Annotated in this window: 15 protein-coding genes; 6 read left to right on the forward strand and 9 right to left on the reverse strand. The window is 71.3% G+C overall.

The window, feature by feature from the left end; genetic code table 11:
* Window positions 1-212 precede the first annotated feature (212 nt).
* The 4 genes from ACIP6N_RS05230 to ACIP6N_RS05245 all read right to left on the reverse strand — a co-directional run bounded on the left by ACIP6N_RS05230 (window position 213) and on the right by ACIP6N_RS05245 (window position 3,244).
* Window positions 213-608 (reverse strand): DUF3040 domain-containing protein, encoded by a 396-nt coding sequence (locus ACIP6N_RS05230; protein WP_401813020.1) that lies wholly within the window; start codon window positions 606-608, stop codon window positions 213-215.
* A gap of 314 nt (window positions 609-922) precedes the next feature.
* Complete coding sequence (locus ACIP6N_RS05235) at window positions 923-1,708, reverse strand: methyltransferase (RefSeq protein WP_401813022.1); 786 nt, start codon at window positions 1,706-1,708, stop codon at window positions 923-925.
* A 116-nt stretch (window positions 1,709-1,824) separates the two neighbouring features.
* Window positions 1,825-2,364 carry an SAV_6107 family HEPN domain-containing protein gene (locus ACIP6N_RS05240; protein WP_401813024.1) on the reverse strand — a complete coding sequence of 180 codons (540 nt, stop codon included), beginning with the start codon at window positions 2,362-2,364 and terminating at the stop codon, window positions 1,825-1,827.
* 196 nt (window positions 2,365-2,560) lie between these two features.
* Complete coding sequence (locus ACIP6N_RS05245; protein ID WP_401813026.1) at window positions 2,561-3,244, reverse strand: hypothetical protein; 684 nt, start codon at window positions 3,242-3,244, stop codon at window positions 2,561-2,563.
* A 25-nt stretch (window positions 3,245-3,269) separates the two neighbouring features.
* Between ACIP6N_RS05245 and ACIP6N_RS05250 the strand changes: the two genes are divergently transcribed.
* Window positions 3,270-3,620, forward strand: coding sequence for a hypothetical protein (locus tag ACIP6N_RS05250; protein WP_401813027.1), 351 nt, complete (start codon window positions 3,270-3,272; stop codon window positions 3,618-3,620).
* 236 nt (window positions 3,621-3,856) lie between these two features.
* Window positions 3,857-4,399 carry an AAA family ATPase gene (locus ACIP6N_RS05255; RefSeq protein ID WP_401813029.1) on the forward strand — a complete coding sequence of 181 codons (543 nt, stop codon included), beginning with the start codon at window positions 3,857-3,859 and terminating at the stop codon, window positions 4,397-4,399.
* A gap of 206 nt (window positions 4,400-4,605) precedes the next feature.
* On the opposite strand, the gene ACIP6N_RS05260 is transcribed toward ACIP6N_RS05255, so the two are convergent.
* Window positions 4,606-5,220: a methyltransferase domain-containing protein gene (locus ACIP6N_RS05260; RefSeq protein ID WP_401813030.1), complete on the reverse strand. Its 615-nt coding sequence runs from the start codon at window positions 5,218-5,220 to the stop codon at window positions 4,606-4,608.
* Between the two features lie 305 nt (window positions 5,221-5,525).
* Here ACIP6N_RS05260 and ACIP6N_RS05265 point away from each other — a divergent pair, with 305 nt between their 5' ends.
* The 4 genes from ACIP6N_RS05265 to ACIP6N_RS05280 all read left to right on the forward strand — a co-directional run bounded on the left by ACIP6N_RS05265 (window position 5,526) and on the right by ACIP6N_RS05280 (window position 9,435).
* Window positions 5,526-6,134: a TetR/AcrR family transcriptional regulator gene (locus ACIP6N_RS05265; protein ID WP_401813497.1), complete on the forward strand. Its 609-nt coding sequence runs from the start codon at window positions 5,526-5,528 to the stop codon at window positions 6,132-6,134.
* Window positions 6,135-6,428: 294 nt separating this feature from the next.
* Window positions 6,429-7,046: a DUF4126 domain-containing protein gene (locus tag ACIP6N_RS05270; RefSeq protein WP_401813032.1), complete on the forward strand. Its 618-nt coding sequence runs from the start codon at window positions 6,429-6,431 to the stop codon at window positions 7,044-7,046.
* Window positions 7,047-7,076: 30 nt separating this feature from the next.
* Window positions 7,077-8,585: a phytoene desaturase family protein gene (locus ACIP6N_RS05275; protein WP_401813033.1), complete on the forward strand. Its 1,509-nt coding sequence runs from the start codon at window positions 7,077-7,079 to the stop codon at window positions 8,583-8,585.
* Between the two features lie 133 nt (window positions 8,586-8,718).
* Window positions 8,719-9,435 carry an SDR family oxidoreductase gene (locus ACIP6N_RS05280; protein WP_401813034.1) on the forward strand — a complete coding sequence of 239 codons (717 nt, stop codon included), beginning with the start codon at window positions 8,719-8,721 and terminating at the stop codon, window positions 9,433-9,435.
* Window positions 9,436-9,471: 36 nt separating this feature from the next.
* Here the strand turns inward: ACIP6N_RS05280 and ACIP6N_RS05285 are convergent, their stop codons facing one another.
* From ACIP6N_RS05285 to ACIP6N_RS05300, 4 genes are all read right to left on the reverse strand, one after another.
* Window positions 9,472-10,491 carry a hypothetical protein gene (locus tag ACIP6N_RS05285; protein ID WP_401813035.1) on the reverse strand — a complete coding sequence of 340 codons (1,020 nt, stop codon included), beginning with the start codon at window positions 10,489-10,491 and terminating at the stop codon, window positions 9,472-9,474.
* 51 nt (window positions 10,492-10,542) lie between these two features.
* Window positions 10,543-11,457: a methylenetetrahydrofolate reductase [NAD(P)H] gene (metF, locus tag ACIP6N_RS05290; RefSeq protein ID WP_401813037.1), complete on the reverse strand. Its 915-nt coding sequence runs from the start codon at window positions 11,455-11,457 to the stop codon at window positions 10,543-10,545.
* A 278-nt stretch (window positions 11,458-11,735) separates the two neighbouring features.
* Entirely contained in the window at window positions 11,736-12,401 is a 666-nt protein-coding gene (gene thiE / locus ACIP6N_RS05295) for a thiamine phosphate synthase (protein ID WP_401813038.1), read from the reverse strand.
* Window positions 12,402-12,535: 134 nt separating this feature from the next.
* Window positions 12,536-12,901: an Rv2175c family DNA-binding protein gene (locus ACIP6N_RS05300; RefSeq protein WP_401813039.1), complete on the reverse strand. Its 366-nt coding sequence runs from the start codon at window positions 12,899-12,901 to the stop codon at window positions 12,536-12,538.
* Window positions 12,902-12,910: the final 9 nt, after the last annotated feature.

Below are 12,910 nucleotides of genomic sequence, written 5' to 3' on the forward strand. Positions count from 1 at the left end.
AGATAGGAGGGCCGGGGCTCACGCCCGGCCCCCGGCCGGGCCGGACCAGCTGCCCGGCCGACCGCCAGGTCCGGCCGGCCGGACCGGCGGTCCAGTCGGCCGGACCTGGCGGTCGGGACCATCTGGCTGGCTGGCGGGCTCACTGGCGGGCCGGCGCACATGGCTGAGGGGCGGACGCTTTACGCGTCCGCCCCTCAGAGGTAAATCCTGGCTCACTGGCCCCGTTCGTCTTGGCGGCGCTGCCACCGCTCCTCGATGCGGTTCATCATTCCGCGTCGCGGTCTGGACTGCCGTCGGCCGGCCACCTGGCCACCGGACGCCGGCTGCTCGCCCGGCTTGGGTGCCTTGCGCCAGCCGGTGACCGCCAGAACCGCACAGCCGAGCATGACGAGGAACCCCACCACGCTGATCCAGATCTGCTGGGCGACCATTCCGGACATGAGGAGCGCGATACCCACCAGGAAGCCCACGACCGCCTGATAGACCCGTCGCCGGGTGTATGTACGCAGCCCGCTTCCCTCAAGCGCTGTCGCGAACTTGGGATCTTCGGCGTACAGCGCTCGCTCCATTTGCTCGAGCATTCGCTGCTCGTGCTCCGAGAGCGGCACGGAGTCCTCCTAGTCGTCGGTCGCGGGGGGCGACCGGTATGCGGCCCCTTCAGGATAGGCAGGGAATCGCCCCCGTGAAACCCGCCCTCAACACCAAATCGCCATTCCGGGCCGCCTGCCGGCTCGGCTGTTGAGGTTGATTCCCCAAGCATCGAACCGTCATGCCGGATGGTGTACCCCGATCATACGGCGCGGAGCGCGCCACCGGGGGGCCGGTGGCGCACCGCATGCGCGGCTTCACCGCTGATCAGCTGCCCGTTCGGCGCCCGGACAGCCCCGGATCGGCCGGGGATCGGCCACGGACCGGCCCGGATTCAGCGCTGCTTCTCGCCGAGAACATGCAGCTGGGTCGCGATGGAGTGGAAGGCCGGCAGCCCGGCGGCGGCCGCCTCCAGCTTCAGCAGCGCTTCCATGGCTCCCGGCTCGGTGTCCACGAGACCGCCCGGGACCAGGTCGGCGAAGACCCGGACGCCGTGCACGGCCCCGACCGCGAGGCCGGCTCCGCCGACCAGGCCGGTGAGCTGTTCGGCGGTGAAGCGCCTGGGCACCGGGTCTCCCTCGCCCCAGCGGCCCGCCGGGTCGGTGAGCGCCTGCCTGGCCTCCGTGAAATGCCCGGCCAACGCACGGGCCAGCACGGCGCCGCCGAGACCCGCCGCGAGCAGGCTGAGCGCTCCGCCGGGACGCAGGGCGTCCACCGCGTTCCGCAGGCCCTCGGCGGGGTCGTCCACGTACTCCAGGACGCCGTGGCAGAGCACCGCGTCGTATCCGCCGCGCTCGACCACGTCGAACAGGCCGTGGATGTCCCCCTGGACCCCGCGCACGCGGTCGGCGACCCCGGCCTCGGCGGCCCTGCGCTCCAGCGCGAACAGCGCGTTGGGGCTGGGGTCGACGACGGTGACCCGATGGCCGAGACGTGCGACGGGCACGGCGAAGTTGCCGGTGCCGCCGCCCGTGTCCAGGACGTCCAGGACGTCCGTTCCCGCCGCCTTGGCGCGGTCGTCCAGGGCGCCCGTGAGGACGTCCCAGACCACGGACGTACGCAGGGAGCCGCGGGGGCGCGACGGCGTCTCGCCACCGAATACAGGGGACGTGTCCGACACGGCAGTTGACTCCTCGGCGCGGTGCCGCCCCTGACAGCGGGGCGTTGAACAGGCGGGCTCGGGCCCACCCTATTGCCTGAGGCAGGTGCTGGTCGTCTCCGGTCACCCCGGCGGCATCACCCGGCGGCACCACCCCGCCCCGGCTGTTCGGCCCTCGGCTCGGGCAGAACAGGCGACAGCGCCAGCAGCCGCTCCACCAGGCGCAGGAACATGGCGGCGTCGCGCAGCAGATCGTCCGCGTCGCGGCGGCCCGCCGCGCCCCGTATGCCCGCCTCCGCACGCGCCCTGCGCGAGGCACCCGCGGCGAACAGGGCGCTCCACTCGGACAGCTCGGGCGCTATTTCGGGCAGAACGTCCCAGGCGCTGCGGATCCGCCTGCGCCGCTGCGGGGTGGTCTCCGGACGGCCCCGGACGGCGAGCACCGCGGCCGCCGCGCGCAGGGCGGCGAGGTGGGCCGTGGCGTACCGCTCGTTCGGAATTTCCAGGGCCGCGGCCTCGTCGAGTCCGCTATGGGCCTGGGCGAGCAGATCGAGGGCTGCGGGCGGTGCGCCACCCTGCCGCAGGACGGGGTGGACATCACCCGGCGGACCGGTCAGCGAGGGTGCAGGGCCGCCTGTCGTCCGCCGGCGCGCGGCGTCGGCGTAGGGACTGGCCATGACGAACCTCCTGTCGTCGCGTGACGGCTCTGTAGCCGTATGTACCCATCGTGCGGGCGACCACTGACAATCGGCCCTGACCTGCGGTGTTGGCGCGGTCCGGTGGTCAGACGACAGAGCCCCGCCCTGCGGGGCCGCACGTTCCAGCGCCTGTCCGCCGGGAACGACATGGCTCTGGGGAGCGGAGGGCCGGGTGTCAGGCGAGTGCGCCGACGCGGTGGGCGAAGGACCGTACGCCGGGCAGGGTGCGGTCATGGCGCATGAGGCCGGCCGTCATGGTGCGTACTGCGGTGGGGCGGACTTCTTGCGGTGCGGCCTCTTCGGCGGCGAGGAGGGCGCGGTAGCAGCGTTCGGGTTTGTTCCACTGGTCGAAGGAGCGCGCGACATCGATCCAGTAGCGGGCACGGCGCTCCGCGGTCGGCAGCTGTCTGGTGTCGACGCTGCGGGCGTGGTCGATGGCCGTACCGGCGTCGCCGAGGAGGTGGCTGATGGAGATCTGGTGCAGCAGCACCTGGCTGGGGCCGAAGAACGCCGTACCGCCGGGTGACTGGTCCTGGCCGAGGCGCTTCGCGGTGGCTTCGGCTTCGGCGATCAGAGTGTGGGCGGTTCGGCGGTCGCCCTGCTTGGCGGCGGTGTAGGCGGCGGTCGCGTACAGGTTGCCCTGCACCGAGAGCCGCTCGGTCTCGGGTGCAGTGCGGTCGGTGGCCAGCTGCTCGGCGGCGGTGACCGCGACGTCGGTGGCGCGGGCGTAGTGGCCCTGGCGGCGCCAAGAGCTGGAGACCATCCGGTGGGCCTCAGCGATGGTCAGCGCGTCAGCCCCGGAGAGGGCGGCGGTCAGGGCGCGGTCGGAGGTGGCCCTGCCGAAGGTCCGGCTCCACACCGAGCGTGGACCGCTCAGCGAACCGATGCTGAGGCTGGTTTACGCCGCTGTCGACGCGGCCCTTGTGACCCGGCACCCGGGCGTGGGCAAGGAGTCCGGGCTTGTGATGGACACGGTCCGCTACGGCGTGCCGCTGATTGTCTCCGACCACGACCCGGACCTCACCGCACGGCTGCGGGACCAGCCCTGGGCCCGGATCTTCACCACCGGAGACCCTGCTTCTCTCACCAAGGTTCTGGAGGGTTTGGTGCGCCGGCCCTTCGACCTGCCGGGCCCCGGCGCGCCGAAGGCACTGGACATGCGGAGCGCCGCCGAGCAGGCCGACTTCCTGACCCGGACCGCCCTCGCCCTGCACGGGAAGGAGGCAGGATGCTGACGTTGACGCCGACGTTGATTGCCTGGTCCTCGCCCACGTCGACCGGCATCGGGGCAGCGTGAACGCAGCCGACCCGCGCTTCGCGTTCCGCCGCGTGAGCCTGGACCGGATGCCCCACAGCTGGCCCGCCGAGGCCCGGGCCATCCACACCGCCTGGCGTCCTCACACCGAGGCTGGCAGAGAGGAGGGACAATGACGGGGCCCACCGATCGACCGCCGGCAAAGGGCTGAAGAGCGTGCCACCCCTCGCGGTTCTCCTCGCCGGCCTCACCGGATCCGGGAAGACGACGCTCGCCCAGGCCCTGGCCGGGCGCGGCTTCACCCGGCTGTCCGTGGACGAGGAAGTCCATCGCCTGCACGGCCGCTACGGCGTCGACTACCCCGAGGACACCTACTTCGCCCGCGAACGCCCCGCCCTGGCAACAATCCGCAGGCAGTTCACGGCGAACCTGGAAGCCCGCCACGACGTGGTCCTGGACCACGGCCTGTGGCGACGCACAGACCGCGACGCATGGAAGGAGGCCGCCCGCACGGCGGGCGGCCTCCCCGTCCTCGTCCACCTGCCCACCAGCCGAGACGAGTTGCTGCGTCGCCTCACCGAGCGGAATCTGCGGGCCGACGCAAATGCCCTCGCCGTCCCCCCGGACGCACTCGACGACTTCTTCGCCCGCTTCGAACCACCCGGCGATGACGAGAACGCGATCGTCCATCCCGGCGATACAGAGGCACTTTCCGTGCTGCTGGAGCGGACGCGACGCCTGCACAACTCACGCTCCTAGCGTCCCTCTTGGCCGCTTAAGGCGCCACGGGCAGCCCTCTCGAAGAGATGTTTCCCCAGGTCAGAGCGAGGCCAACTATCGAAGTGCCAGTTGGCCCTCCGGCTCAGGCAACTAGGCCTTGTCCGGCGGGTCAGCGTCTCGAAGCCGACATCTCCGCAGTACCGCACACGCTTCCCTCCGCCTCGGAGTCGCTGTCATTCATCTGGTCAGGCGGCGGAGCCCCGACCCGCGGGCCCTTTCGGCCAGACGAAGACCTCGGTACTCGGCCCGCGTTCGGAGAACAGTCCCGACGGCGAGACCTCCCGCAGCAACCGGCGCAGGTCCGCCTCGAAGGCGTCGCGGCACGCGCCGAACAGGTGCGGCGCCGAGTACGACAGGGAGAACACCCCCGCGACGACGTCGTCACTCGTGCGTTCCAGCGCCTGTCCGCCGGGAACGACATGGCGCCGGGGAGCGGTGAATCCCGCCCGGGCGAGCACCGCCGCCTCACCGCTGGGCGTTCCGTGCGCCAGCACACCCCGGCCCGCTCGTCTGGCCGGTCCCAAGTAGTACCTGACCAGCTCGCCCATCGCCGCATACGGCACCGCGGGATGCGGAAGACCGTCAACGGTCAGGTTTTCCGTCTTCACGTCGGCGATGTGCACCAGCACTCCGCCGGGCCTGAGCATGTCCCTGACGGTCGCCGCGACCAGGTCGCGGTCCATCCAGTGGAAGGACTGGGCGAAGACCGCGACGGTGAACGTCCCGAGCCCGGCGGGCAGTTCCTCGGCCCGGGCCCGCACCCACCGCGTTTTCCCGGCCACTTCGCGCTCGGCGGCCACTGCTGATGCTCCAGCTGACCTCGGCCGGCGGCACCTGTCCCATCCAGACGAGCCCCGGCTTCTTCAACGCCATCCACCCCTTCCTGCCGATGAGTTACGTGGTCGAGGCGCTGCGCAGACTCATCACGGGCGGCGGTATCGGGCCGGTCTGGGAGGCGTGCGCGGTCCTCACCGCGTTCACGGCGGCCGCGCTGGCGCTGACGACCGTGGGCGCTGCGGAGCCGGCCGCCGCGGTCCGGAGTGCCGGATCCCGGCGTGGCCGGTCTGTGTGGCCGCGTACCGCGGGACCTGTGAGAATCGCCGCCATGGACAGCAGCAGCACCCGCCGCCGGGCCACCCGGCAGAAGCTCTACGACGCCGCGGTGACGCTCATCGCCGAGCAGGGCTTCTCCGCGACGACCGTGGACGAGATCGCCGAGCGCGCCGGAGTCGCCAAGGGCACGGTCTACTACAACTTCAAGAGCAAGACCGAGCTGTTCGAGGAGTTGTTGCGGTACGGCGTCGGGCTGCTCACCTCCTCGCTCCAGGCCGCCGCCGACGAGACCGCGGCACGCGGCGGTACCAGGATCGAGGCGCTGGACGGGATGATCAGGGCGGGCCTGGGCTTCATCGACGATTACCCGGCCTTCACCCAGCTGTACGTCGCCGAGTTGTGGCGCACCAACAGGGCGTGGCAGCCGACGCTGCTGGTGGTACGTCAGCAGGCGGTGGCCGTGGTCGAGACCGTGCTCAAGGAGGCCGTCGAGGGCGGCGAGCTGAGCCGGGAGATCGACATTCCGCTGACGGCGGCGGCGCTGGTCGGGATGGTGCTCGTGGCGGCGCTGGACTGGCAGGCGTTCCAGCCCGAGCGGTCGGTCGACGACGTGCACGCGGCGCTCTCGCGGCTGCTGCACGGCCGGGTCGGCGGGCGGTGAACGGACGTACGCCGGTCCGTTGAGGCTCTCCCCCGAGAAGTCTCAACGGACCGGTCGTTTCCCCCCTGCTCCCCCGTTTTCCCGTTCCCCCGGGCGAACCCCCCGGTGACCGCCCCGACGATCTCCCCGCGTCACGTCAGGGGAGCCGCACCGTTCCGCCGCCCCGTGCCGGCGGTGCCGGTGCCGCGCCCCTTCCGTGATCTCCACTCTTCCGTCCGCGCGGGTGGCGGTATACCCGCGTCCCTACTCATCTCCCTTGCTGAGTACGGGTACTCAGTGGTTACGATCGCGTCCGTGTCCGTACTCCCTCTCGTTTTCACCAGCGGCTGGGCCAGCGGGATCAACGCCTACGCGGTGGTCCTGTTCCTCGGCATATTCGGCGCGACCGGGCTGACCGACGAGGTGCCCGAGTCGCTTCAGCGCACCGATGTCCTCATCGCCGCCGGTGTGCTCTTCCTCTGCGAGGCGGTGGCGGACAAGATCCCGTACGTCGACTCCGTCTGGGACTCCGTCCATACGGTGATCAGACCGGTGGCCGGTGCGGTGGTCGCCGCGCTGCTCGCCGGGGACAGCGGCTCGCTGCAGGAGATCACGGCGGGCGCGGTCGGCGGTTCGACGGCCCTGGCGAGTCATCTGGTGAAGGCGGGCACCCGGATGGCGATCAACAGCTCGCCGGAACCGTTCAGCAATATCGTGGTGAGCCTGGCCGAGGATCTGGGCGTCGGCGGGATCATCACCTTCGCGATCTTCCATCCGGTGGCGGCCGCCGTCATCGCGGGCATGCTGCTGGTGCTCGGCCTCGTGACGCTCGTGTTCCTGGCCCGCAGGATCCGTGCCTTCTTCCGTCGCAGAGCGCAACGGCGTGCGGAGAGGCAGCAGGCGATGAGCGGAGTACCCGAACCACCGCGGTGACTGTCAGTGGTCCCGGATAGGGTTTCCGGCATGGCAGAGATTGCGGTGATCGGCGCCGGGATGGGCGCTATGGCGGCGGCCGCGCGGCTGGCCGTGGCGGGCCACCGGGTGACGGTGTACGAGCGCTCGGCGACGTACGGCGGCTCGGTGGGCCTCTTCGAGCGTGCCGGTTTCGCGTTCGACACCGGACCCGGGCTGCTGCATCTGCCCGCCGTCTACCGCGACTTGTTCGTGAAGACCGGCAAGGAGCCCCTGGAGAAGTGCGTCGCGCTCCGGCAGGTCGATCCGTCGAGCCGGCATCTCTTCGCCGACGGCACCGGCGTGAGCCTGCCGAACGCGTCGCGGGCCGGGGTCGTCGGCGCGCTGGACGCGGCGCTCGGCGCCGGCGCGGGCGCCCGCTGGGGCGAATTCCTCGTCCGGGCCCGGGAGTCCTGGGACCGGTCGAGACGTCCGCTGCTCGAAGAGCCCCTGTGGCCGAACTGGCAGGTCCTCGGGCGCGATCCGTATCCGGCGCTGCGGCAGCGCCGACTGCTGCGCGGCCCCCGGACGGCCGCCACCCTCGCCGAGATCGGCGATCAGGAGCTGGCGGATCCCCGGCTGGCCACGCTGCTGGACAGCTACGCCCTGGCGTACGGGCTCGACCCCCGGCACACCCCGGGAAGCGCGGCTCTGCTGCCTTACATGGAGCAGACGTTCGGCAGTTGGTACGCCGAGGGCGGGATGCGGGCGCTGGCCCGTGCGGTGTACGAGCGGTGTCTCGCCCGCAGGGTGACGTTCGTGTTCGGGGCCGAGGTGACGCGGATCGTGGAGAAGGACGGCGCGGCGGCGGGCATCGAGCTGGCGGACGGCTCGCTCGTGGCGGCGGACCGGGTGGTGGCGGGCGCCGGGCCTGCCGGGCTCGTGGAGCCGGCCCTGTGGCGTGACGGGGACATACGGCCCCGGGAGGCGGCCGGCGCTCCGGTGCCCGGCCGCTTCACGGTGCTGCTGGCGCTGCGCGGCGCCCGGCCTTCGGACACCGCGCACCGGACGGTGGTGCACGCCCCGGCGGGCCGCGCCGAGGCCGCCGCGGTCTTCGCCGGCCGGACGGCGGAGCGCCCCACCGTCACCGTGCTGCGGCCGGACGACGCGGCCACCCGCCCGGACGACGGCCATGAGGCGGTGACGCTCACCGCGACCGTTCCGCCGCAGGGCCCGGTCGACTGGTCCGACGCCGCACTGCGCGAGCGGTACGCCGATGTGCTGGTGGCGGCCGCGGGCGCGGCCGTGCCCGGGCTGGCGGACCGGCTGCTCTGGCGCGAGGTGCGGACGCCCGCCGACACCGCCCGCGAGACGGGCGCGGAGGGCGGCTCCGTGCCCGCTCCCGCGCTGGCGGGAGCGGCGGGCCGACTGCTGCGGCCGGCCAACTCCACGCTGCTGTCCGGGCTTTACCTGGCGGGCGGCTGGGCACACCCGGGTGGCGGGCTCGCGCACGCCGGGATGTCGGGGACGCTCGTCGCCGGGCTGATCGTCGAAGGGCCGGACTTCCAGGGCTCGCGCTGAACACCGGCGCGGCGCGGCGTGGTCCGGAGCCTGATCCCGTTTATTGAGGACACGCCGGGCCTGGCGGTGATCCGGGGTCCCGGTGACCGACGTACAAAGTGAACTCGCCACGCAAAGAACGGAGATGACGCCGATGTCATCGACTGACACGGGCCGGCACGCGCCGACCGCTCTCATCATCGGGGCCTCGCGCGGACTCGGCCACGCGATGGCGGCCGAATTCCTGGACAGGGGCTGGGACGTCATCGGCACGGTCCGCGACACCACGGCCCGCACGCCCCTGCACGATCTCGCGGACCGGGCCGGCGGTCGCGTCGCCATCGAGCATCTCGACATCAACGAGCCCGACCACCTGCCGCCGCTGCGCAAGCGTCTCGCGGAGCGCCGGCTCGACCTGCTCCTGGTCAGCGCGGGCACCACGAACAATCAGGAGACACCGATCGGCTCGGTTCCGACAGCCGATTTCGTCGAGGTGATGGTCACCAACGCGCTCAGCCCCATGCGCGTCATCGAAGCGCTCGAAGACCTCGTGTCCCCCACCGGACTGATCGGGGCGATGTCGTCCGGGCAGGGCAGTATCACGAACAACACGACCGGCGGCCGTGAGGTCTACCGGGGAAGCAAAGCGGCCCTGAACATGTTCATGCGCGGCTTCGCGGCCCGGCAGGCCGGGACGCGGCGCGCCTTCGTCCTCCTGGCGCCGGGCTGGATCCGCACCGCGCTCGGGGGGCCGGACGCGCCGTTCACCCTCGATGAGAGCGTCCCGCTGTTGGTGGATGTCCTGCTGTCCAGGCAGGGCATGCCCGGTCTGGCCTATCTGGACCGCTCGGGTCAGACCGTGCCCTGGTAGGACCCCGCCGACCGGTTGTGCGGGCTCTACGGGCCGTCAGTAGTGCTGCTGCTCGTTGTAGTTGGGGTCGTAGCCGTACTGCTGCGACTGATCCTGCGGCGGGGCGGCCTGGTCGGTGTCGCGCTGCTGCGGGACCCACACCCCGCCGGGCGGTGTCTCCGCGCCGTACTGCTGGTTCGCGTAGGGATCGGCGTACTGCTGCCGGCCGCCGTAGTCGTCGTACGAGCCGTACTGCTGGCCGCCGTTCGAGGAGCCGATGTACGGGTCGGAGTAGGCGGCGTACTGCTGCTGCTCCGTGCCGTAGTCGTACTGCGTCGCGTAGGCGTCCTGCCCCTGCGCCGGGTACCCGGTCTGCGCCGCGTAGGTGTCCTGCCCCGCGTAACCGTCCTGTCCCGTGTGGGCGTCCTGCGCCGTGTAGGTGTCCTGCGCGTCCTGCTCCGGATAGGCGCCGCCCTGCCCCGGGTACGCGTCGTGGTTCGCGTAGGTCTCCTGCGAGCCGTACGCGCCCTGGCCGGCGGGCTGTTCGTAGCCGGGGTAGGAGTCGTAACCGCCGTACTCGCCCTGCTGATGGGGCTGGTGGGGCTGGTCCGCCTGGCTCGTCCCGTACGCCGTGTCGTTGTAGACGCCGTACTGCCCGGTGTCCTCGGGCATGGGCTGCGGCTCGTAGACCGAGGCGTTCCCCATCGGCGGGGCCGGAGGCTCCGACAGCTCCGACGGCTCGTACTCCAGATCGGAGACTTCGAGGCTGGGCTCACGGTCCGCGGCCGGCGCCGGGCTCTTGCGGCGGCGGCTGGCACCGGGGCTGCCGCCGAGCGACCAGCCGGTGGAGAAACCGCGGCGGAAGGAGAGGGTGACAAAGGTCTGGCCGACCGCGAACGCGATCGCCCCCAGCACGATGACGAAGACGTTGGGCATGAGGACGCCGAGGACGACCCCGAGGAACCCGGTGAAGGCGAGTGCCCGCCAGCGCAGCCGCGCCTTGTACTGAAGCAGTACCTCACCCAGCAGCCACAGCGCCACGATGCCGAATGCGATGTAGAGGACCGTCCAGCCCATGCCCGCCCCCCTCTTGCGGCCGCCGCCCTGGGACAGGGCGGGTGCGGCCGGTCACGACTGCTCGTGCAGTCCGAGATTCTCGTAGATTTCGAGCGTCGCAGTGGAGTTGTTGAGTGTAATGAAGTGCAACCCGGGGACTCCCTCGGAAAGGAGCCGTGCGCAGAACTCCGTCGCGAACTCGATGCCAATGGAGCGTACAGCCGCGGGATCCTCCTTGACGGAGAGGATCCGCTCTTTCAACTCGGCCGGGAAGACAGCTGTACTCAGCTGTGGCAGCCGTTCCAGTTGTCTGACACTGGTGACCGGCATGATCTCGGGAATGATCGGAGTTACGCAACCGGCGGCCTCGACCCGGTCGCGCAGCCGCAGATAACTCTCGGGTTCGAAGAACATCTGTGTGATCGCGTAATCGGCGCCCGCACGGCATTTGTCCACGAAGTGCCGGACGTCGTCGTCCCACCGCGCGGAACGCGGATGCATCTCGGGGAAGGCGGCCACTCCGACGCAGAAGTCCCCCGACTCCTTGATCAGCCTGACCAGTTCGGCCGCGTAGCGCACCCCTTGCGGATGCTCGACCCACTCGCCCATGGGGTCGCCGGGCGGGTCACCGCGTACGGCGAGGATGTTGCGGATGCCGGCGTTCGCGTACTGCCCGATCATATTGCGCAGTTCGGCCACGGACTGGTCGACGGCCGTGAGGTGCGCGACCGGCGTGAGGGTCGTGTCGGCGGCGATCCGCTCGGTGGCCTTGACGGTGCCCTCGCGGGTGGAGCCGCCCGCGCCGTACGTCACGGAGACGAAACCCGGGGCCACCGCTTCAATACGGCGCAATGCGTTCCAGAGGTTGCGCTCACCCTTCTCGGTCTTCGGTGCCCAGAACTCGAAGGAATATGTGGGCCCGGCCGCGAGCAGATCACGCACGGTGTCTGCGTGATCCGCCCAGGTCGAAGCTGTACCGAAAGCCATACGTGCAGGTTAACGAGGGCGAGGCGGTGTCCCAACCCGATCGGGCGCTTTCGCCGGGATTGCCGCGAGGCTGTTCACATCGCGGACACGGATTGGTCGCATTGTCCGACCATATCCGCACTGCGGATTTCCGGACCGCGCTTCTCCGGACCGCGCTTCTGCGGGCGCGCGGTATCCGGGCGGCCCACCTCCGGGCACAAGGTATCCGAGCGCGCGCGTCCGAGCCCGCGCCTCCGGGCGCACGGCCTCAGGGCACACCGCGCTCCCGGACGCGACGGCTACCCGCGCTCCCTGACCCGCTTCGCCAGCGCGGCCGTCGCCGCCGCCGGATCCGGCGCTTCCGTGATCGCCCGTACGACGACGATCCTGCGCGCACCGGCGTCCAGTACCTCTTCGAGATTGCCGGCGGCTATCCCGCCGATCGCGAACCACGGCCGGTCCGTGGCCAGCGAGGCGGCGTAACGGACGAGGCCGAGCCCCGGCGCGTACCGCCCCGGCTTCGTCGGGGTGGGCCAGCACGGGCCCGTGCAGAAGTAGTCCACGCCGGGCTCGGCGACCGCCGCGTCCACCTCTGCCTCCGCGTGGGTGGAGCGGCCGATCAGCGGCGTGCCGCCGAGGATGGCGCGGGCCGCCGGGACCGGGAGGTCGCCCTGCCCCAGATGCAGTACGTCAGAGCCGATGGCATGGGCCACATCGGCGCGGTCGTTCACGGCGAGGAGCTTGCCGTGGCGGCGGCAGGCGTCGGCGAAGACCTGGAGGTGGTCCAGCTCCTCCGCTGCCTCCATGCCCTTGTCGCGCAGCTGCACGACGTCCACACCGGATGCCAGCACGGCGTCCAGGAACTCCGGGAGGTCTCCTCGCGCCCTGCGCGCGTCCGTGCACAGGTAGAGACGGGCGTCGGACAGCGCCGCGCGAGCTGTCGGCGCTGTGCGAGCTGTGGACATGCGGGATTCCCCCCAGAGCGGATGCGGGACGGGTGTCCCGTCGGTGCGCGGTACGGGCGACGGCGCTCACGCGCGCTCATTCACGCGCGCGGTCGGGCGCGCCGCCGCCCCCGGTACCGCGAGTGGTACGGCCGTCAGAAGGCGAGCGCCTGGGCCCGGCGCTTCACCTCCGTGCCACGATTCTCACTGAGCGCCTGCGCGGGCGTGCCCGGCAGGGTCGGGTCGGCGGTGAAGAGCCATTCCAGCATCTCTTCGTCAGTCCAGCCGACATCCCGCAGGAGCGTCAGGGTCCCGGTGAGGCCCTTGACGATCTTGTTGCCGTCAATGAAGGCGGCGGGCACCTGGAGCGCGCGGTTCTCACCGCGGCGCACGGCGATCAGCTGGCCTTCCTTCACCAGCTGCCGCACACGCGTCACCTGGACATCGAAGATTTCGGCGATGTCGGGCAGGTGCAGCCACTCGGGGACGAGGGCATCGATCTTTGCGTCAATCTCGGTCACAGGAACAAG

The sequence above is a fragment of the Streptomyces sp. NPDC088725 genome, assembly GCF_044751305.1.
Lineage (GTDB): Bacteria > Actinomycetota > Actinomycetes > Streptomycetales > Streptomycetaceae > Streptomyces.

What these genes read in the sequence shown, in the direction of transcription:
- ACIP6N_RS05240 (WP_401813024.1), bottom strand. Translation starts at nt 2,364, where the DNA reads ATGGCCAGTCCCTACGCCGACGCCGCGCGCCGGCGGACGACAGGCGGC.
- ACIP6N_RS05250 (WP_401813027.1), top strand. Translation starts at nt 3,270, where the DNA reads ATGCTGAGGCTGGTTTACGCCGCTGTCGACGCGGCCCTTGTGACCCGG.
- ACIP6N_RS05265 (WP_401813497.1), top strand. Translation starts at nt 5,526, where the DNA reads ATGGACAGCAGCAGCACCCGCCGCCGGGCCACCCGGCAGAAGCTCTAC.
- ACIP6N_RS05275 (WP_401813033.1), top strand. Translation starts at nt 7,077, where the DNA reads ATGGCAGAGATTGCGGTGATCGGCGCCGGGATGGGCGCTATGGCGGCG.
- ACIP6N_RS05280 (WP_401813034.1), top strand. Translation starts at nt 8,719, where the DNA reads ATGTCATCGACTGACACGGGCCGGCACGCGCCGACCGCTCTCATCATC.
- ACIP6N_RS05285 (WP_401813035.1), bottom strand. Translation starts at nt 10,491, where the DNA reads ATGGGCTGGACGGTCCTCTACATCGCATTCGGCATCGTGGCGCTGTGG.
- metF (WP_401813037.1), bottom strand. Translation starts at nt 11,457, where the DNA reads ATGGCTTTCGGTACAGCTTCGACCTGGGCGGATCACGCAGACACCGTG.
- thiE (WP_401813038.1), bottom strand. Translation starts at nt 12,401, where the DNA reads ATGTCCACAGCTCGCACAGCGCCGACAGCTCGCGCGGCGCTGTCCGAC.